At 51.7% G+C, this 16,233-nt stretch carries 12 protein-coding genes; 7 read left to right on the forward strand and 5 right to left on the reverse strand.

Annotation, left to right across the window (positions count from 1 at the left end):
* Positions 1 to 7 precede the first annotated feature (7 nt).
* On the forward strand, positions 8 to 3,874 hold the full coding sequence (locus tag HU175_RS10380; RefSeq protein WP_176566528.1) for a PVC-type heme-binding CxxCH protein: 3,867 nt from the start codon (positions 8 to 10) through the stop codon (positions 3,872 to 3,874).
* A 113-nt stretch (positions 3,875 to 3,987) separates the two neighbouring features.
* Here the strand turns inward: HU175_RS10380 and HU175_RS10385 are convergent, their stop codons facing one another.
* From HU175_RS10385 to HU175_RS10395, 3 genes are all read right to left on the reverse strand, one after another.
* A complete protein-coding gene (locus tag HU175_RS10385; protein ID WP_228724390.1) occupies positions 3,988 to 4,965 on the reverse strand; it encodes a sensor histidine kinase in 978 nt (325 codons plus the stop codon).
* 131 nt (positions 4,966 to 5,096) lie between these two features.
* Complete coding sequence (locus tag HU175_RS10390) at positions 5,097 to 5,429, reverse strand: histone H1/H5 family protein, HCT subfamily (protein ID WP_228724391.1); 333 nt, start codon at positions 5,427 to 5,429, stop codon at positions 5,097 to 5,099.
* A 177-nt stretch (positions 5,430 to 5,606) separates the two neighbouring features.
* Positions 5,607 to 6,137 (reverse strand): RNA methyltransferase, encoded by a 531-nt coding sequence (locus tag HU175_RS10395; protein ID WP_176566530.1) that lies wholly within the window; start codon positions 6,135 to 6,137, stop codon positions 5,607 to 5,609.
* 171 nt (positions 6,138 to 6,308) lie between these two features.
* Here HU175_RS10395 and treZ point away from each other — a divergent pair, with 171 nt between their 5' ends.
* Positions 6,309 to 8,159, forward strand: coding sequence for a malto-oligosyltrehalose trehalohydrolase (gene treZ, locus HU175_RS10400; RefSeq protein WP_176566531.1), 1,851 nt, complete (start codon positions 6,309 to 6,311; stop codon positions 8,157 to 8,159).
* A 3-nt stretch (positions 8,160 to 8,162) separates the two neighbouring features.
* Here treZ and HU175_RS10405 read toward each other — a convergent pair whose 3' ends face one another.
* Positions 8,163 to 9,872, reverse strand: a complete 1,710-nt coding sequence (locus tag HU175_RS10405; RefSeq protein ID WP_176566532.1) for an alpha-amylase family protein — start codon at positions 9,870 to 9,872, stop codon at positions 8,163 to 8,165.
* 189 nt (positions 9,873 to 10,061) lie between these two features.
* Between HU175_RS10405 and HU175_RS10410 the strand changes: the two genes are divergently transcribed.
* Positions 10,062 to 10,751, forward strand: a complete 690-nt coding sequence (locus HU175_RS10410) for a DUF421 domain-containing protein (protein ID WP_176566533.1) — start codon at positions 10,062 to 10,064, stop codon at positions 10,749 to 10,751.
* Positions 10,752 to 10,763: 12 nt separating this feature from the next.
* Entirely contained in the window at positions 10,764 to 11,453 is a 690-nt protein-coding gene (locus HU175_RS10415; protein ID WP_176566534.1) for a DUF421 domain-containing protein, read from the forward strand.
* Between the two features lie 59 nt (positions 11,454 to 11,512).
* Here the strand turns inward: HU175_RS10415 and HU175_RS10420 are convergent, their stop codons facing one another.
* Positions 11,513 to 12,538, reverse strand: coding sequence for a hypothetical protein (locus HU175_RS10420; protein WP_176566535.1), 1,026 nt, complete (start codon positions 12,536 to 12,538; stop codon positions 11,513 to 11,515).
* Positions 12,539 to 12,863: 325 nt separating this feature from the next.
* Between HU175_RS10420 and mutS the strand changes: the two genes are divergently transcribed.
* Genes mutS through HU175_RS10435 form a run of 3 tightly spaced genes read left to right on the forward strand, consistent with a single transcriptional unit; the run spans position 12,864 to position 16,211 of the window.
* Positions 12,864 to 15,548, forward strand: coding sequence for a DNA mismatch repair protein MutS (gene mutS / locus HU175_RS10425; RefSeq protein WP_176566536.1), 2,685 nt, complete (start codon positions 12,864 to 12,866; stop codon positions 15,546 to 15,548).
* Positions 15,548 to 16,015: a DUF6932 family protein gene (locus tag HU175_RS10430; protein ID WP_176566537.1), complete on the forward strand. Its 468-nt coding sequence runs from the start codon at positions 15,548 to 15,550 to the stop codon at positions 16,013 to 16,015. Before mutS ends, HU175_RS10430 begins: the two co-directional genes overlap by 1 nt.
* Positions 16,002 to 16,211 carry a hypothetical protein gene (locus HU175_RS10435; RefSeq protein ID WP_176566538.1) on the forward strand — a complete coding sequence of 70 codons (210 nt, stop codon included), beginning with the start codon at positions 16,002 to 16,004 and terminating at the stop codon, positions 16,209 to 16,211. Before HU175_RS10430 ends, HU175_RS10435 begins: the two co-directional genes overlap by 14 nt.
* The last annotated feature ends 22 nt before the right edge of the window (positions 16,212 to 16,233 follow it).

Genomic DNA, 16,233 nt, shown 5'->3' on the forward strand with positions numbered 1-16,233 from the left:
CCAACCCATGAAAAAAGTACTCACCGCCCTCGGGCTGGTTGCCGTTTTAACCCAGTGCGCCCGGCCGTCGGGTACGCAAACAACGGGTCGGCAGTCAGCCGTATCGAAGGAGACGGCTGCTCGACAGACGACTCCACGCCGGGCTAACCCCCGTCGAATTGAAATTCTATTTCTGGGTGACAATGGTCACCACAAGCCCATTGAGCGGGTTCCCGAAATTATGGCTGCGCTGGGTAATAAAGGCATCAATTTTACCTATACGGACAAACTTGAAGACCTTAACCCGGATAACCTCAATAAATACGACGGCTTGCTGATCTACGCCAACTGGGACAGTATTCCTAAGCCGCAGGAAAAAGCCATGCTGGACTATGTAGCAGCCGGGCATGGTGTTATTCCGGTGCATTGCGCGTCGTATTGCTTCCGAAATTCGGCCGAATACGTTGATAAAGTAGTTGGGGGCCAGTTCTGGCGTCACCGGATGGATACCATACAGACGCGGTTTACCCAGCCGAACAATCCCATCACAATGGGATTGCAATCATTCAAAGCCTACGACGAAACGTACCTGCACAGCCATTTGCAGGCCGACAATAACGTACTGGCCGTGCGTGAAGTCAAAGCTGATCAGCTTAAGGATCTGGCCGACGCTGGTCGACCGAACGCGAAAGAAGAACCTTATACCTGGACCCGGACGTATGGTAAAGGACGGGTGTTCTATACGGCCTATGGCCACGACGAACGTACGTGGACTCAGCCGGGCTTTCAGCAACTGCTGGAGCGGGGCATCCTGTGGGCAGTTGGTGATGAGGTGAAAAAACTCCACGACGAATTGAACCCACAGGCGTTTGCTTACCAGGAGGCTCCCCAACTGCCTAACTACGAGAAACGGGCCGGTCCGCAGCTGGAACAGAAACCTCTGTCATCGGAAGAGTCGATGAAGCACATTCAGGTACCAGTCGAGTTCACGATGGATCTGTTTGCGCAGGAGCCCAATGTTATGCACCCCATCGCAATGGCCTGGGACGAAAAAGGTCGTCTGTTCGTGCTGGTTACTAAAGATTATCCCAACGAGCGGAAGGATTCGGGTGGGTCGGATTTTATCGTGATCTGCGAAGACACGAACAAAGACGGGAAGGCGGATAAGTTTACCAACTTCGCCGAAGGTCTGAGTATTCCGACCGGAATGGCCTTCGCCAACGGTGGTTTATATGTATCGCAGGCACCCCACATGCTGTTCCTACAGGATACGAACGGCGACGACAAAGCCGACGTGAAGAAGATTGTGTTCAGCGGATTTGGTACGTTTGATACCCACGCCGGCCCAAGCAATCTGCATTACGGTTTTGATAACTGGATCTGGGGCAGCGTTGGTTATTCAGGTTTCAACGGGAAAGTTGGGGCCGACAGTGTTAAGTTTGGTCAGGGGTTCTTCCGCTTCAAACCCGACGGCTCTAAACTCGAATACGTAACCGCGACGTCGAACAATACCTGGGGGCTGGGCTTTACCGAAACGGGTGACATTTTTGGCTCGACGGCCAACAACGCCCACGGCTGGTACATGGCGATTCCGAATCGGTATTTTAACGGCGGTGGACACCTTCGCGAGAACGGCAGCCGCAGTACCGATACGCATAAGGACATGAAACCCATTACCGAGAAAGTGCGTCAGGTAGACGTATTCGGCGGGTTCACAGCGGCCGCCGGTCATAACTTTTATACAGCCCGCTCCTTTCCGAAAAAATACTGGAACAAAGTCGCCTTCGTCTCAGAACCAACCGGGCATATTGTTCACCAGAACGTAATGCAGAAAAAAGGAACCGATTTCGAGGATGCTGAAGGATTTAACCTGATGGCGGGTTCTGACGAATGGTTCGCTCCTGTATTCGCTGAGGTGGGACCCGATGGCGCCGTCTGGGTGGTAGACTGGTATAGCTACATCATTCAGCATAACCCAACGCCCGAAGGCGCTAAAAACGGGGCTGGTAATGCCTACGAAACGCCCCTGCGTGATTTCACCCACGGTCGAATCTACCGCGTTGGGTATAGTAAAGCGCCCGCCTACACCCCAATGACACTCAGCAAGGAGCGCCCGGCTGATCTGGTTGCCGCGCTGAAAAACGACAATATGTTCTGGCGGACAACCGCTCAGCGGCTGCTGATCGACCGGAATAATAAAGACGTAGTCCCGCAGCTGATTGCGCTGGTGAACGATCAGTCGGTGGACGAGATCGGGATCAATCCGGCTGCTATTCACGCGCTATGGACCCTGCATGGCCTGGGTGCGCTGGACGGCACGAATGAACAAGCAGTAGCAGCCGCTACAAAAGCGCTGAAACATCCCTGTCATGGGGTTCGCAAAACGGCCGTTCAGGTGTTGCCCCGGACGCAGCCGTCAGCGAGTGCGCTGCTTCAGGCCGATGCGCTGAATGATAAAGAACCCCTAGTTGTCCTGAATACGCTGCTGGCGTTCTCTGAAATGCCAACCAGTGATCCGGTACAGAAAGCGGTGCTGGCGCGGCTGGAGAAAGTAAACAAGGAAGGTTCTGAAGTGAACGATCGCTGGCTACCCGACGCCTTTGCCTGTGTGCTGACCGAGAAGAACGGGCAGATGATGAAAACGTACTTGAAGCAAGTGTCGATGAACACCCCGGCGCAGCCGAAAGCGTCGTCGGATATGGGCCATCAGCATCATACCGGCGCCCACGGCCCGAATGCCTCTTCCGAACCCATGCAAACAACCCGTGCGGCCACGAAGCCAGTCAGCGCAACGCAGCCCGATCTTCTGGTCGCGGCCATACGGACAACGCCCGAGTCGCCAGCGGTACAGGAGCGCGCCCGCATCTTCATCGACGTAACGAACGCAGGTGGTGTAGACATCCCGGCTGGTACGGCTATCCCACTGACGGTACGTATTGAAGGGCCAACCGGCTCGGCCGACCCGGCTAAGATTAACTACGTCAGTGTGGCGCACAACACCGGGATCAAAGCAGGCGAAACCGTTACGATCAGCAAAGGCAACAATGGCCCCTGGAGCACCGACTTCGGCGTAACGTTCGAACGGGCGGGCAAGTACACGATTGCGGCCAGCCTGGACCGCGAGAATAAAATTGCCGAAAGTAACGAGCAGAACAACGAAGCCCGGCACACGCTGACCTACCGCGCTCCGCAAAGCCTGAGTGCCTATGTGCTCGAACGCGCCAGCCGCAGCTACGCATCGACAGCATCCGTCGATTCAGTTATTGCACTGCTTCGTCAGTCGCAGAAACTGGATCCGGCACAGGGCGAGGCTGTTGTGAAAGGGGTAGCCGAAGGCTGGAACCTGAAACAGAAAGCTCAGCTGGGGGCCAGTGATAAAACATTCCTGGCCAGCCTGACCAACTCAGTGTCGGCTGATAACAAAGAGCGGCTGGTTCGCCTGTATGAGTCGTGGGGCATGGCCAAGGCCGAACCCGTCGATCCGAACGTAGTGGTCATCCAGATGAAAACGGTTCGGGAAGCCATGCGTTTCGACAAGAAAGAATTTTCGGTGCCCGCTGGTAAGCAGATCGAAATCGTCATCGAGAATCCAGACGCTATGCAGCACAACCTGGTTATCGGCAAGCCGAAAACGATGGAGGCAATCGGAGCAGCCGCCGATAAGATGATCACGGCAAAAGATGGCGCGGAAAAGAACTACGTACCAACCATGCCGCAGATTGTTGCTGCTACGCCGTTGATCAACCCTGATCAGACCTACCGGCTCAAGTTTACGGCTCCGGCTACCCCCGGCGAGTATCCGTACGTGTGTACCTTCCCCGGCCACTGGCGCCTGATGAACGGCACGATGAAAGTGGTTAAAGAAAGTACCAAGCCAATTACCACTGCGAAATAAACAATCGACCGTCAGTTCGCTGTTCGAACGAAAGTTTATCACTAAAATGGCCTGCCTCGGAACAGTTTTAACTGTCTGGGGCAGGCCATTTTAGTGAGGAGTGAAGAGGGAAATTAATGCATGACGGCACTGCTAGCACTGGTGTAAGCCGGTAGCAAAGAGGTTGTCGGAATAAAGATCTGAAATTCGCTGCCACTGCCCAGAGCGCTTTTAACCTCGATCCGCCAGTCGTGAGCCTGAATAATACGCTGCACATAACTCAGCCCCAGACCAAATCCCTTAATGCTGGGCTGATTCCGGTCGTGGTGCCGGAAAAACGGCTGGAAAATCTGGCGTACCGTGCTGGACGACATCCCAACACCCCGGTCGCGAACGGCAAGCGTCATGCCCTTAGCGTCTACCTGTTCGTGAATGCTGATTTCCGGCTCGGCAGAACTGTATTTGATTGCGTTGTCCAGTAGATTATGCAGTACGTTAGTCAGATGCAGCCGGTCGGCCAGCAGGTGCGTATTCGTGTCGGAAAGCACCAATTGCAGGTAGTTACCATGCCGTTCGGCAATGGAATTAAGCAGTTGATGCACATGAATTGGCTCCGGATTAATGGACAGCGTCTGGCAATCGGCCTTGGCTACCGACAGCATCGTTTCGACCTGGTGTTGCAACCGTTCGGTTTCTTCCCGAATAATGCGAACATATTTTTCGGTTCGGGCCGGGTGGTCACGGGCAATGGGTGAATCCAGAATATCAGCCGACATCCGGATGGCGGCAATGGGCGTTTGAAATTCGTGGACGATCGAATGAAGAATCTCTGTCTGGACCATCGAGTGCTGCCGCCGGTTGACCAGCCGCCAGAGAGCGTATCCAAATAAAACCTGTGAAGCAAGGGCCAGCAAAAACAAACTCACCCAGCGCATGGATGGCGGCACCGGCGAGACAAACGGGGGGAGCCAGGACCAGTTGAGATAGAGGAGTCCTGACGTAGCCAAAACCAACATAGGGGCAAAGGCAATAAAGGAAGAATTGCGGTAGAGGTTGACCATCAACGTACGTAGTTTACGGGGGACAATCGATTCGTAAATAAAGTACCACAAGCAGACATACTCAGAATAATATTGAGTAGAATTACAGAAAAAGCAACAAAAAAGATACCAATATGACCATTTATAAAACAAAAAAAACCTACCAGGTAGGTTTTTATAACTAAGTAGATAATAAATGCTGGTTAACTTTCGGTGCTTGGCTCGGTAGCTGGTGCGGCCTTTGGTGCCGCCGTGGTTTTTTTAGGAGCTGCTGTTCTAGTGCGGGTAGTTGCTTTGGGAGTAACAACGGCGGGCGTCGAAATCGAAGCTGCTGGATGTGCTACGACGTTCTTGCTGGCAGTACGTTTGGCGTTTTTTGCCGCCTTTTCTGCATTCTTCTTAGCCTTTGCTGCTTCCTTCTTGGCTTTCTTGGTAGCCGATTTTTTCGGCTTTTCGGTTTTCTTCTCAGCCTTATCCATCAATTTACCCAATTTCTTGGCCAGCTTCTTCGCTGATTTCTCGATGGATTTTTTCATTTTTTTTGTGGCCTGACCGGCTTCACCGAGCTTACTCTCGATCGAACTGATGATGTCTGACGTCAGCGTACTATACTTACTTTCTGCGCTTTTAGTTGCCATTGGATTTGGTAGGAAAAAATCTACAAATAAATAAGCTTTTTTTGTGACAATGAAAAGCCCAATGTTAAGTTTTTGTTATGTTTTCTGCAGAAAGTCCCAGCAGACAATGCCCGCCGTTACGGCAATATTCAGGGAATGTTTCGTGCCAAACTGAGGGATTTCCAGCACGACATCAGCTGCCTCAACCAGCTCGTTCCGAACGCCATTGACTTCATTACCAAATACAAAGGCGTATTGTTTACCAACCGTCGGTGAAAATTTCGTCAGAGATGTACTACCCTCTGCCTGCTCGACAGCAGCCACGATCCAGCCCGCTGCCTGTAACTGTCTGGCAAGCGTAACCACATCGGGTACATATTCCCAACTAACGGATTCAGTTGCGCCGAGTGCCGTTTTTGTTATATCGCGGTGGGGAGGGGTACCGGTAATGCCGCAGAGATATATTTTCTGCGCCCGAAAGGCATCGGCTGTCCGAAATACTGACCCGACATTATTCAGGCTGCGGATGTCGTCCAGGATGAGACAATACGGAAATTTTTCGGCGTTTTTGAAATCGTCGACAGTTAACCGGTTGAGTTCGTCGAGGGCAAGTTTACGGGGAATCATGTAAAGTAGGACAAATTCGGGCAAAGCTACGGCCAAATCCTTATTTGCCTAAACTCAAAACCAGGTCTGTTGTTGATACATCAATTAGCTTGTTGAAACTTTCCCCGTCAGTGCGTTCAGCGCAGGCCGGGCAGGTTTGATCAGCTAATAGACAGCTATACCAACACCTCTATGCTTAACCGCATCTTTGTCAGTAAACCGTCGCTGGGCGTTGGTTTCACCGACGCCGGACGTGCCGAAATAAACCTGTGGGCGCCTTATGCCAGTAAAGTGTCACTTGATCTGCCGGAGCGTGGTATTACGTTGCCAATGGAAAAAGGCAATTTCGGGTACTGGTGGATCAACACCGACAAATTGAAGCAGGGCGACTTGTATCAGTACGTACTGGATGATGACAAAAAGCGCCCCGACCCCGTGTCGGTGTCGCAGCCCCAGTGCGTAAACGGGCCATCGCGGGCGCTGGATGTCTGCCGGTATGACTGGCAAGACACTGCCTGGACGAATCCACCGCTGGCCGAGTATATCATTTACGAACTCCACGTGGGTACGTTCACGCCAGAAGGGACCTTTGCGGCCCTGGAGGAAAAGCTCGATTACCTGAAAGAACTGGGCATCACCGCTATTGAAATAATGCCCGTGGCTCAGTTTCCCAACTCACGAAACTGGGGCTATGACGGGGTGTATCCGTACGCGGTGCAGGATTCATACGGGGGAGCGGTGGCGTTGCAACACCTGGTAGATGCCTGCCACGACAAAGGGCTGGCGGTTATTCTGGACGTGGTCTACAACCATATGGGGCCGGAAGGCAGCGTGTTTAACGATTATGGGCCCTACCACACCAAAAAGTACTGCACCCCCTGGGGGGACGCCATAAATTTCGACGATGAGTGGTGCGATGGTGTCCGTCATTATTTTACCGAAAACGCACTCATGTGGTTCCGTGATTTTCATGTCGATGCGTTGCGACTGGACGCCGTGCACCACCTAAAAGATTTCAGTACGAACCATATCCTGCGGGAAATGAAACAGTGCGTCGACAAACTTGCTGCCGAAACGGGCCGGCAGTATTACCTGATTGCCGAATGCGATCTAAATGATCCGGTATTCATTGATCCGCTGGAAAAGCGGGGGTATGGAATGGATGCGCAATGGTGCGACGAATTTCACCACGCCCTGCGGGTAGCCATTGGTGAGCCGCGGAACGGTTATTACGTCGATTTTAACGGCGTCAACGATCTGGCTAAAGCTTTCCAGGACGGCTACGTGTACGACGGGCAGTTTTCAAAACACCGGAAAAAGATGTTCGGGGCCAAAGCTGAAACCAATCCCGGACAGCAGCTGATTGTCTTCTCCCAGAACCACGACCAGATTGGCAACCGGATGCTGGGCGAGCGGAGTAATGAGTTGTATAGCAATGAAACTGCCAAGCTCATGGCGGGTGCGGTGCTGGTCAGTCCTTTTCTGCCTATGCTGTTCATGGGCGAGGAGTGGGGGGAAACCAATCCGTTTCTTTACTTCGTGAGCCATAACGACCCGGAACTGGTTGAGCAGACCCGCCAGGGACGGGAAGGTGAATTTGCCGATTTTCAGCAGGAGGGTGACGTACCCGATCCGCTGGCCGATGATACGTTCCAGCGTTCGAAGCTGCAGTGGCAGTTATTGGATAAAGAGGAACATCAGGCCTTTTTTCAGTATTACCGAACGCTAATTGCTTTGCGCAAAGAGCACCCGGCCTTACGGAATCTAAATCGCTGGCAGATGATAATTACGCAGAATGTTGCCCAGTCATTGCTGGTTATGCACCGCTGGGAGGGGGATGAACACCTGCTTTGTCTGATGAACTTCTCACACGATACGCAATCCGCGACCCTGCCCGCCAGAAACCGGCGTTGGCGCCGTCAGCTGGATTCGGCCGATACAGCCTGGTGCGGGCCGGGTACTAGTACGCCCGAATACGCAACTGGGACCGCTACGTTTCTGTTGCAGCCTCAGTCGATGGTGCTTTACACCAGTATGCTCTAGAGATTATTTGAGTCGGTACCACTGATAGCCGTAGCCTGGCAGCGAGAGCGGGTACGTATTGTTGGGGGCCGTGCGAACCTGCGTCTGGTCAAACTGACTAACCAGCGCCTGCCCATCGGTATGTTCCAGCGAAAGCTGAGCCGACTGTGATTGTGGGCTGAAATTGTGGACCATCACCAGCGATTTACCCTGCCAGTCGTAACGCATGGCCAGCACGTTGGGTACGCCGGTTTTGACGATCGTTGACGTGCCCAGACCAATTTCGGGATTGGCTTTTCGCAGTTGAATCAATCGGCTGATAAACGTCAGTAACGATTTCGGGTCCTGTGATTCGGTAGCTACATTGATACGTGGATAGCCGTAAAGTCCCTGGCTGATAACAGGCTTTACAGTGGTGTCGCTGGTCGAGAAACCGGCATGGCGGGACGTATTCCACTGCATTGGGGTCCGCACCGATTCGCGCTCTTTCAGACTCAGATCGTCGCCCATGCCTAGCTCTTCGCCGTAACGAATCACGGGCGTGCCCGGTAACGAAAACAACAGGCTATAGGCCAGTCGAATCTGCCGGGCATCGCCCAGCATGGGGGCCAGCCGACGCCGAATACCGCGGTCGTAGAGCTGCATGTTTTTCTCCGGTCCCATTTTTTCGTAAACCTTATCGCGCTGTTTGTCGCTGAGCCGGCCCAGGTCGACTTCATCATGGTTCCGCAGGAAGAAGCCCCACTGAGCCGCCGACGGAATCTCCCGCGTAGCGTTCAGCGCGTCGACGAGTGGCTCCAGCTCGCCCGTTGCCAGCGCATAAAACAGGAACTGATTGGCGTAGAAGTTGAACATCATCTGCATACCTTCGTCATTCACGCCGAAATATTCGCGCTGATCTTTGGGATCGACGTTGGCTTCGCCCAGAACAATCGCATCGCCCTTTTGCCACTGAATATATTTGTGCAGCATGTCGATGATCTCAAATTGTGGTTCGTACTCCTTCTTGTCCGGGTCGGCTTTTTCAATCACGAACGGAACGGCATCCAGCCGGAACCCATCGACCCCCGCGTCGAGCCAATGTTTGATAATCTTGCGTACTTCCCGCTGAACGGCGGGATTCTGCATGTTGAGGTCGGGCTGGAAATCGTAGAAGCGGTGATAGTAATAAGCACCCGCCTGTTTGTCGTACGTCCAGATTTCTTTCTGTACACCCGGAAAAACCATGCCTTCATCATAATTCTCGGGTTGCTTGTCCGACCAGACGTACCACGACCGGTAGGGGGAATTTTTATCCTGACGCGCCTGCTTGAACCAGGGGTGCTGATTGGAAGTATGGTTAATGACCAGATCCATAATTACCCGAATTCCCTGCTGGCGGGCCTGCTGCATGAACGCATCGAAATCGGCGCGGGTGCCCAGCCGGTTGTCTATGGCGTAGTAGTCGGCAATATCATAACCATCATCGCCATTGGGGGTGGGCTGGAAGGGGGCGAGCCAGATAACGTCAACGCCCAGTTTTTTCAGGTAGCCGAGCCGCTGAGTCAGGCCGTTAAAATCGCCGGTGCCGTCGCCGTCCGAGTCGTTGAATACCTCAACATCAAGGTTATAGATCAAACTGTTTTTGTACCACAGCTCGGATTTGAAATCGGGCGGGAGCGGTTTTTCGGTTGGTTTGTTCTCCTTACACTGGAAGCATAGGCAGGCACAGATAACAAGCAGCAGGTTTCGCATAGGGAACGTGGAGAAGCCAGAGATGGACTTGGTTGAGTGGGTATATACAGTACTAACTAACAAACGGCTATTGTTTCCGCCCGTTGCGACACTTTTCGGCGGATTGTTAGCTCACGATACTCACTTTTTAGGCGGTAGACCAATCAATTTCAGGCTACCGAGCGTTTTTCTACCGAATACAGCAAACTAATGAAAAAGGAAGAAATTCGACTCGACGACTGGCAGCGTATTCTGTTCGGAATGGCTCCCCCCGAGTTTCTGTTAGAAACGCTCGTGCGAGCGATCGTCATTTACTTAATTCTGCTTGTGGTCGTCCGGTTGCTGGGAAAACGGATGAGCGGTCAGTTGACCCTCACCGAAATGTCGGTCATGGTGACTATTGGGGCCATCATTTCCCCGTCGCTGCAAGCCCCCGACCGGGGCATCGCCCTGGGAGTGCTAGCTATGATCTGCACCCTGACTTTTCAGCGGGGTATTACGTTGTTGGGTTTCGACAACAAGAAAATCGAACAACTGACCCAGGGCGAAACGAGTATGCTGGTAAAAGACGGCATCATGCAGATCGATGCTATGTCGGAAACACGCATTTCCAAACAACAGCTGTTTGCCCAGTTGCGCAAAAAGAACGTGTATAACGTCAGCCTGGTGAAGCGGATGTATATTGAAGCCGCCGGCTCGTTCAGCATCTACCCCTACGTCGATAAAGACCGGCCTGGGTTATCGACACTGCCACCGGGTGACCAGGACGTACACACGATCCAGCAAAGCGTCGTGGATAAGGTAGCCTGTACCAACTGCGGCCACACCGTCGACGTCAATCAGCAAAATCAGCCCTGTTCTGTCTGTCAGGAAACTGTCTGGACGCAGGCCGTTCTATAATTCTCCACATTCATGAAGCCAGAGAATATTCACTGGAATGACTGGGTACGTATTCTCATTGGGGAGGTGCCCGGTAGTTATTTTATCGAGATCGTTTTCCGGATGGCGTTCATCTATCTGCTCCTGACCATATCGATGCGGCTGATGGGAAAACGAATGGCGTCGCAGCTGAACCGAAACGAACTGGCGGCTCAGGTGTCGCTGGCGGCCACCATTGGTATGCCCATTCTGGCACCTGATCGGGGCTTACTGCCAGCGGCCGTCATTGCAATTGTCATTGTAATTATGGCCCGGCTTGTTTCGCGGCTATCCTACGAAGACCAGTCGTTCGAAGCCCTGACGCAGGACGACATCAGCAGTATGGTGTCGGATGGGGTGATGCAGATGAAAAACATGCGGGGAGCACGGGTTAGCCGGGAGCGCCTGCTGGAACAACTCCGATCGGGTGGGTTGATGCATCTGGGACAAGTGAAACGGTTATACATTGAAGCCAGTGGCAGCTTTACCATGATTAAGGCCGATGAACCCAGACCGGGCTTGTCGATTATTCCACTCTGGGACAGTGACTTCGAGTGGGAGCAGAAGCACTTGCCCGACCAGTACGTCTGCAATAACTGTGGCAATCCGGGAAATCATGGCGCTAAGCCCGATCAGCCCTGCGATAACTGCAAGGATAACAACTGGGTGAAGGCCGTTGAATAAGTGCATACTATCTTACGTGGCGAAGCTCGTTTGATAAAGGGGCTTCGCCACGTAAGATATTACTGATTTATCGAGTAAATGCGCTGGTCGTCACTCACCGATAATCTGTCTTGTTCATTAACAAACACTTGGAGACCGTAGTCATTTTTGACCAGATCGAAGCCTGGCAGAAGCCACTCTCCGGCGCCACTATAGATATATTTTATACCATCAATGGTCATCCACAGGTTCTGGTCCTTATCTAAGAAAAAACCCGAAACGCTTCGTCCAGAATCGTAAGTTCCAACCGGAATTAACGATAGTTTCTGCAACGCATGACCGTCATACTTCAGTAGGACGCCATCCCAATTACTATCTTTTAATACAATCCATACGTTCTGCTGTGCATCTTCAAACGCTCCCCAAACGGTGTTGCTGATTCCCTCTTTCGTCGCGACATAATCACTAAATTTCCAGGATACAATTAGGTCTTGATTACGCTTGTTGCGGAGCGCAAAGCTCTGATCATCGGAACCGATCAGGAAGTTCTTGGTTATGACCCGAGTTGTTTCTTTGGCAAGCGTCTGTTTAGCCGTTTTTTGCTGGATGTCCCAGACAATTGTACCGTTGGTTGAGAGGATATAGAAGGCGTCCGGATCAACCTTCGTTAGGCCATAATAGTTACTGCCGTTGTCAATTGTTGCATACACCGACCAGCTATTGTTTTCAAAGCGACTAAGAATTGCCTGTTTATCTTTTTGAGTAAGGCCCCAGATAGTACCTGTCTGATCGGTAAAAACAGTTGGTGGTGATTGTTCGGGCAGTTCAAGTACTGTTCCAGATCGCAGGACTGCAATTTTCCGGCTTCCATTGTAGGCATTTAACACATAGTGCGAGCCATATCTACTTAGTTGTCCGGAAAAAGGAAAGTCTGTGGCTGGCGTTAACGTAAATGGCTTTACAAGCAGTTTTTTTTGTTGAGGCCCTTTTAACACGGAGGGATCGTTAGGTGGGTAGTCTATTGGATCAATCAGACTACTGATGTCACAGGCAGAAAAAATGCAAACGAGGCCGAGAAATACTAATAGGAAAAAGGTGTTTTTCATGAGAGGTGTTTGTAGCAATAGTAAGGTGATGACCCATTTTAGTGCGGGCTAGTTGTAAGGGCTGGTGATTAAACTAGTCAGTACCAGAACGCAGGAACAAGATTATAAAGATAAGTAGGCGTAACGCACGAAGATCGTAACGATTAGTAAGAACAGGAACAGTCGACTAGTTTCCGCCAAAGTTGTCCGGGGCTATTTTTTACGAATCAGGTAGTAAGTTAATGAGAGAAAAAGCGCATTCGACTGGTGGACAGGGTACAAACAAAAACACTCGCTTTTCCCCCGGAAAATGAGTATTTTTGTTTATTACTAGTAACGAAAATCAGTGAAAATAGCCACCGCAGCGAAGCCTCAGAAGAAGCCAACCGAAACACCCCTCAACCGCCAGTATAATCAGATTAAAGCCAAATATCCCGGTGCGTTGCTGTTGTTCCGGGTTGGAGATTTTTACGAAACCTTTGGGGAGGATGCCGTGCGTGCCAGCAAGATTCTGGGAATCACGCTGACCAAACGTAACAACGGCGGCTCGAACGAAGAACTGGCTGGGTTTCCGCATCACTCGCTGGATACGCACCTGCCAAAACTCGTTCGTGCGGGTGAGCGCGTGGCCATCTGCGACCAGCTGGAGGACCCTGCCGTAGCGAAAGGTATCGTGCGCCGGGGTGTTACCGAGCTGGTTACGCCGGGCGTATCGTTCAACGACAACGTACTCGATACCCGACGTAACAACTACCTCGCTGCCGTGCATTTTGGCAAGGGTGGAAGCGGCAATGCAGACGACGAATTTGGTATTTCCTTCCTGGATATTTCGACGGGCGAGTTTCTGGCCTCGCAGGGCAATGCGGCTTACGTGGACAAACTGCTGCAAAGTTTCAACCCCTCAGAAGTGCTCTACTGCAAGCGCAACCGGCAGGAGTTCGGTGCGCTGTTCGGCGATAAATTCCATACGTACACCCTCGAAGACTGGGCGTTTACGTATGATTTCGGTTATAACTTTCTGAAACAGCATTTTCAGACAACGTCGCTGAAAGGGTTTGGTATCGAAGGACTACCCGACGGCATTATTGCCGCCGGTGTGATTCTGCATTACCTCAACGAAACGGAGCACAAAGACCTGCAGCACATTACGCGGGTGACGCGGCTGGAAGAAGATCGCTACGTCTGGCTTGATCGATTTACGATTCGTAACCTGGAACTGACGGCTGCCCAACAGGAGGGCGGTGTGCCGCTGATTCAGATTCTGGACCAGACTGTAACGCCTATGGGGGCCCGGCTGCTGCGCAAATGGCTTAGTCTGCCCCTGAAAGAAAAAGCCCTGATCGATGAGCGGCTGAACATGGTCGAACTGCTCACGGATCAGCACGACCAACCCGAACTGGCCGAAACGCTGGTGAACCACCTGCGGCAGATTGGTGACCTGGAACGACTGGTGTCGAAAGTGGCCGTCCGGCGGATCAACCCCCGCGAACTGCTGCAGCTTAAACGGTCGCTGCAGCACGTACTGCCTATTAAAGAGTTACTGATTACGGCGCTGAGTCAGGCTGATTCTTCGAGCCGGAATTCTGTATCCTTGAAGAAATACGCCGATCAGCTCAATCCGGTTGCCTTTCTGCTGGATCGCATTGAGGCCGAACTACGCGAAGATCCGCCCACGCTATCAAATCAGGGTGGCATCATCAAGCCGGGAATTAACCAGGAGCTGGATGAACTAACCAGTATTGCTTACTCGGGTAAGGATTATCTGGTTCAGCTGCAGGAGCGAGAAATCGAACGGACGGGCATTTCGTCGCTGAAGATTGCGTACAACAAAGTATTCGGCTACTACCTGGAGGTGACGCACGCGCACAAAAACCGCGTACCCGACGACTGGATTCGCAAACAAACGCTCGTTAACGCCGAGCGTTACGTAACACCCGAGCTGAAAGAATACGAAGAAAAAATCCTGAACGCCGAGGAACAGATTTTCCAGATCGAATTCCGGATGTTCAACGAGCTGATCATTGCCGCTGGTGAGTACGTAGGTGCTATTCAGCAGAATGCCCGGGTACTATCGGTGCTGGACGTCCTGTCGTCGTTCGCGCAGATCGCGATCAAGAATAAGTATGTTCGGCCGCAGATTACTGAAAGTAAGGTGCTGAACATTAAAGACGGTCGCCACCCGGTTATTGAGCAGCAGTTACCACCCGGTGAGCCGTACATTCCGAACGACATTTATCTAGACGATGAAACCCAGCAGATTGTTATTATCACTGGTCCCAACATGGCCGGTAAGTCGGCGCTGCTGCGGCAGACCGCGTTGATTGTGCTGATGGCGCAGTCGGGAAGCTTTGTGCCAGCATCATCGGCAGAGATTGGTCTGGTTGACAAAATCTTCACCCGGGTTGGTGCTTCTGATAACCTGTCGCGGGGAGAAAGTACGTTCATGGTCGAAATGACCGAAACAGCCAGTATTCTGAACAACCTAAGCGAGCGGAGTCTGGTGTTGATGGACGAAATTGGCCGGGGAACCAGTACGTACGACGGCGTATCGATTGCCTGGGCCATTACCGAATACCTGCACAACAAAACTGACTGCCGGCCGAAAACACTGTTTGCGACTCACTACCACGAACTGAACGATCTGGCTACTGACAATCCGCGCATCAAGAATTACAACGTAGCGGTGAAGGAGATGGGTAATAAGGTTATCTTTCTTCGGAAACTGAAAGAAGGTGGTTCGGAGCACAGTTTCGGGATTCACGTGGCGCAGATGGCCGGTATGCCCGCGCAGGTTGTCAACCGGGCGGGGGAGATCTTGAAGCAACTGGAGTCGTCGCACGGGCGGGAGCAGAACCGGGAGAAAATCCGGGAAGCGGCGCCTGTCCAACCTGAACTGGCCCTGAAAATATTCGAAGCCGGTGATCCAAAATCAGAATTGATCAAAGAAAAACTGCGTAACATCGATGTAAACCGCCTGACACCAATCGAAGCTTTACTGAAATTGAACGAGTTGCTGAAACTGGCGGAGTGATGACCGAAAAGCTTTCATTCGATCAGCTAGGATACCTACAGCCATATGATATTGTTTCTGCAGATTGGAACACATTTGTTGAACAATTTGGGGAATCATTTCAACGCCAGGAAATTCTGACCAGATATAAATCTTTTTTGGACAGACTCCGCGACATAGTGCCGTTTAGGCATCGTCACTGGATTGATGGGAGCTTTGTAAGTAAAAAGATGCAGCCGAATGACATTGATGTAATCATTTTTGTCCCTCATGTGTGCTTTGCTACAGCCAGCGGCAAACTAAAGGAGCTAAAGGAACAGTTTCGTGAATGCATAGATTGTTATTTTGTAGAAGTGTTCCCTCCTGACCATAATAGATATGAAATTGGGCGGGCAGACGAACTAGACTGGTATCATTTCCTTCACACTGATCGCCTTAAACGGCCAAAGGGGATTCTTGAATTGTGGTTTGATTATGGAAATCAATGACGAGCTGGAAATCCAGATTTTTCATACGCTGGAACAGGTTAAACGGATGAACGAAGCTATTCGCCGACATCAGAATGAAGGCGAGGAAAGTACTTTCATGGTCGAGCAGTTTGCAGAAATGAAGAGTCGACTGACGGATGAACTACGCAGTTTGTTATCACAGGCCACTGAAACTCACTGGCAGGTAGCAGCCTGATCTGTTACGTAACTACTACAGT

Source organism: Spirosoma sp. KUDC1026, assembly GCF_013375035.1.
Classification (GTDB): domain Bacteria; phylum Bacteroidota; class Bacteroidia; order Cytophagales; family Spirosomataceae; genus Spirosoma.

Excerpts from the sequence above, each read along its gene's own strand:
- HU175_RS10380 (WP_176566528.1), top strand. The coding sequence starts at position 8 with ATGAAAAAAGTACTCACCGCCCTCGGGCTGGTTGCCGTTTTAACCCAG.
- HU175_RS10390 (WP_228724391.1), bottom strand. The coding sequence starts at position 5,429 with ATGAAAAAATCCATCGAGAAATCAGCGAAGAAGCTGGCCAAGAAATTG.
- HU175_RS10395 (WP_176566530.1), bottom strand. The coding sequence starts at position 6,137 with ATGATTCCCCGTAAACTTGCCCTCGACGAACTCAACCGGTTAACTGTC.
- treZ (WP_176566531.1), top strand. The coding sequence starts at position 6,309 with ATGCTTAACCGCATCTTTGTCAGTAAACCGTCGCTGGGCGTTGGTTTC.
- HU175_RS10405 (WP_176566532.1), bottom strand. The coding sequence starts at position 9,872 with ATGCGAAACCTGCTGCTTGTTATCTGTGCCTGCCTATGCTTCCAGTGT.
- HU175_RS10410 (WP_176566533.1), top strand. The coding sequence starts at position 10,062 with ATGAAAAAGGAAGAAATTCGACTCGACGACTGGCAGCGTATTCTGTTC.
- HU175_RS10415 (WP_176566534.1), top strand. The coding sequence starts at position 10,764 with ATGAAGCCAGAGAATATTCACTGGAATGACTGGGTACGTATTCTCATT.
- HU175_RS10420 (WP_176566535.1), bottom strand. The coding sequence starts at position 12,538 with ATGAAAAACACCTTTTTCCTATTAGTATTTCTCGGCCTCGTTTGCATT.
- HU175_RS10430 (WP_176566537.1), top strand. The coding sequence starts at position 15,548 with ATGACCGAAAAGCTTTCATTCGATCAGCTAGGATACCTACAGCCATAT.
- HU175_RS10435 (WP_176566538.1), top strand. The coding sequence starts at position 16,002 with ATGGAAATCAATGACGAGCTGGAAATCCAGATTTTTCATACGCTGGAA.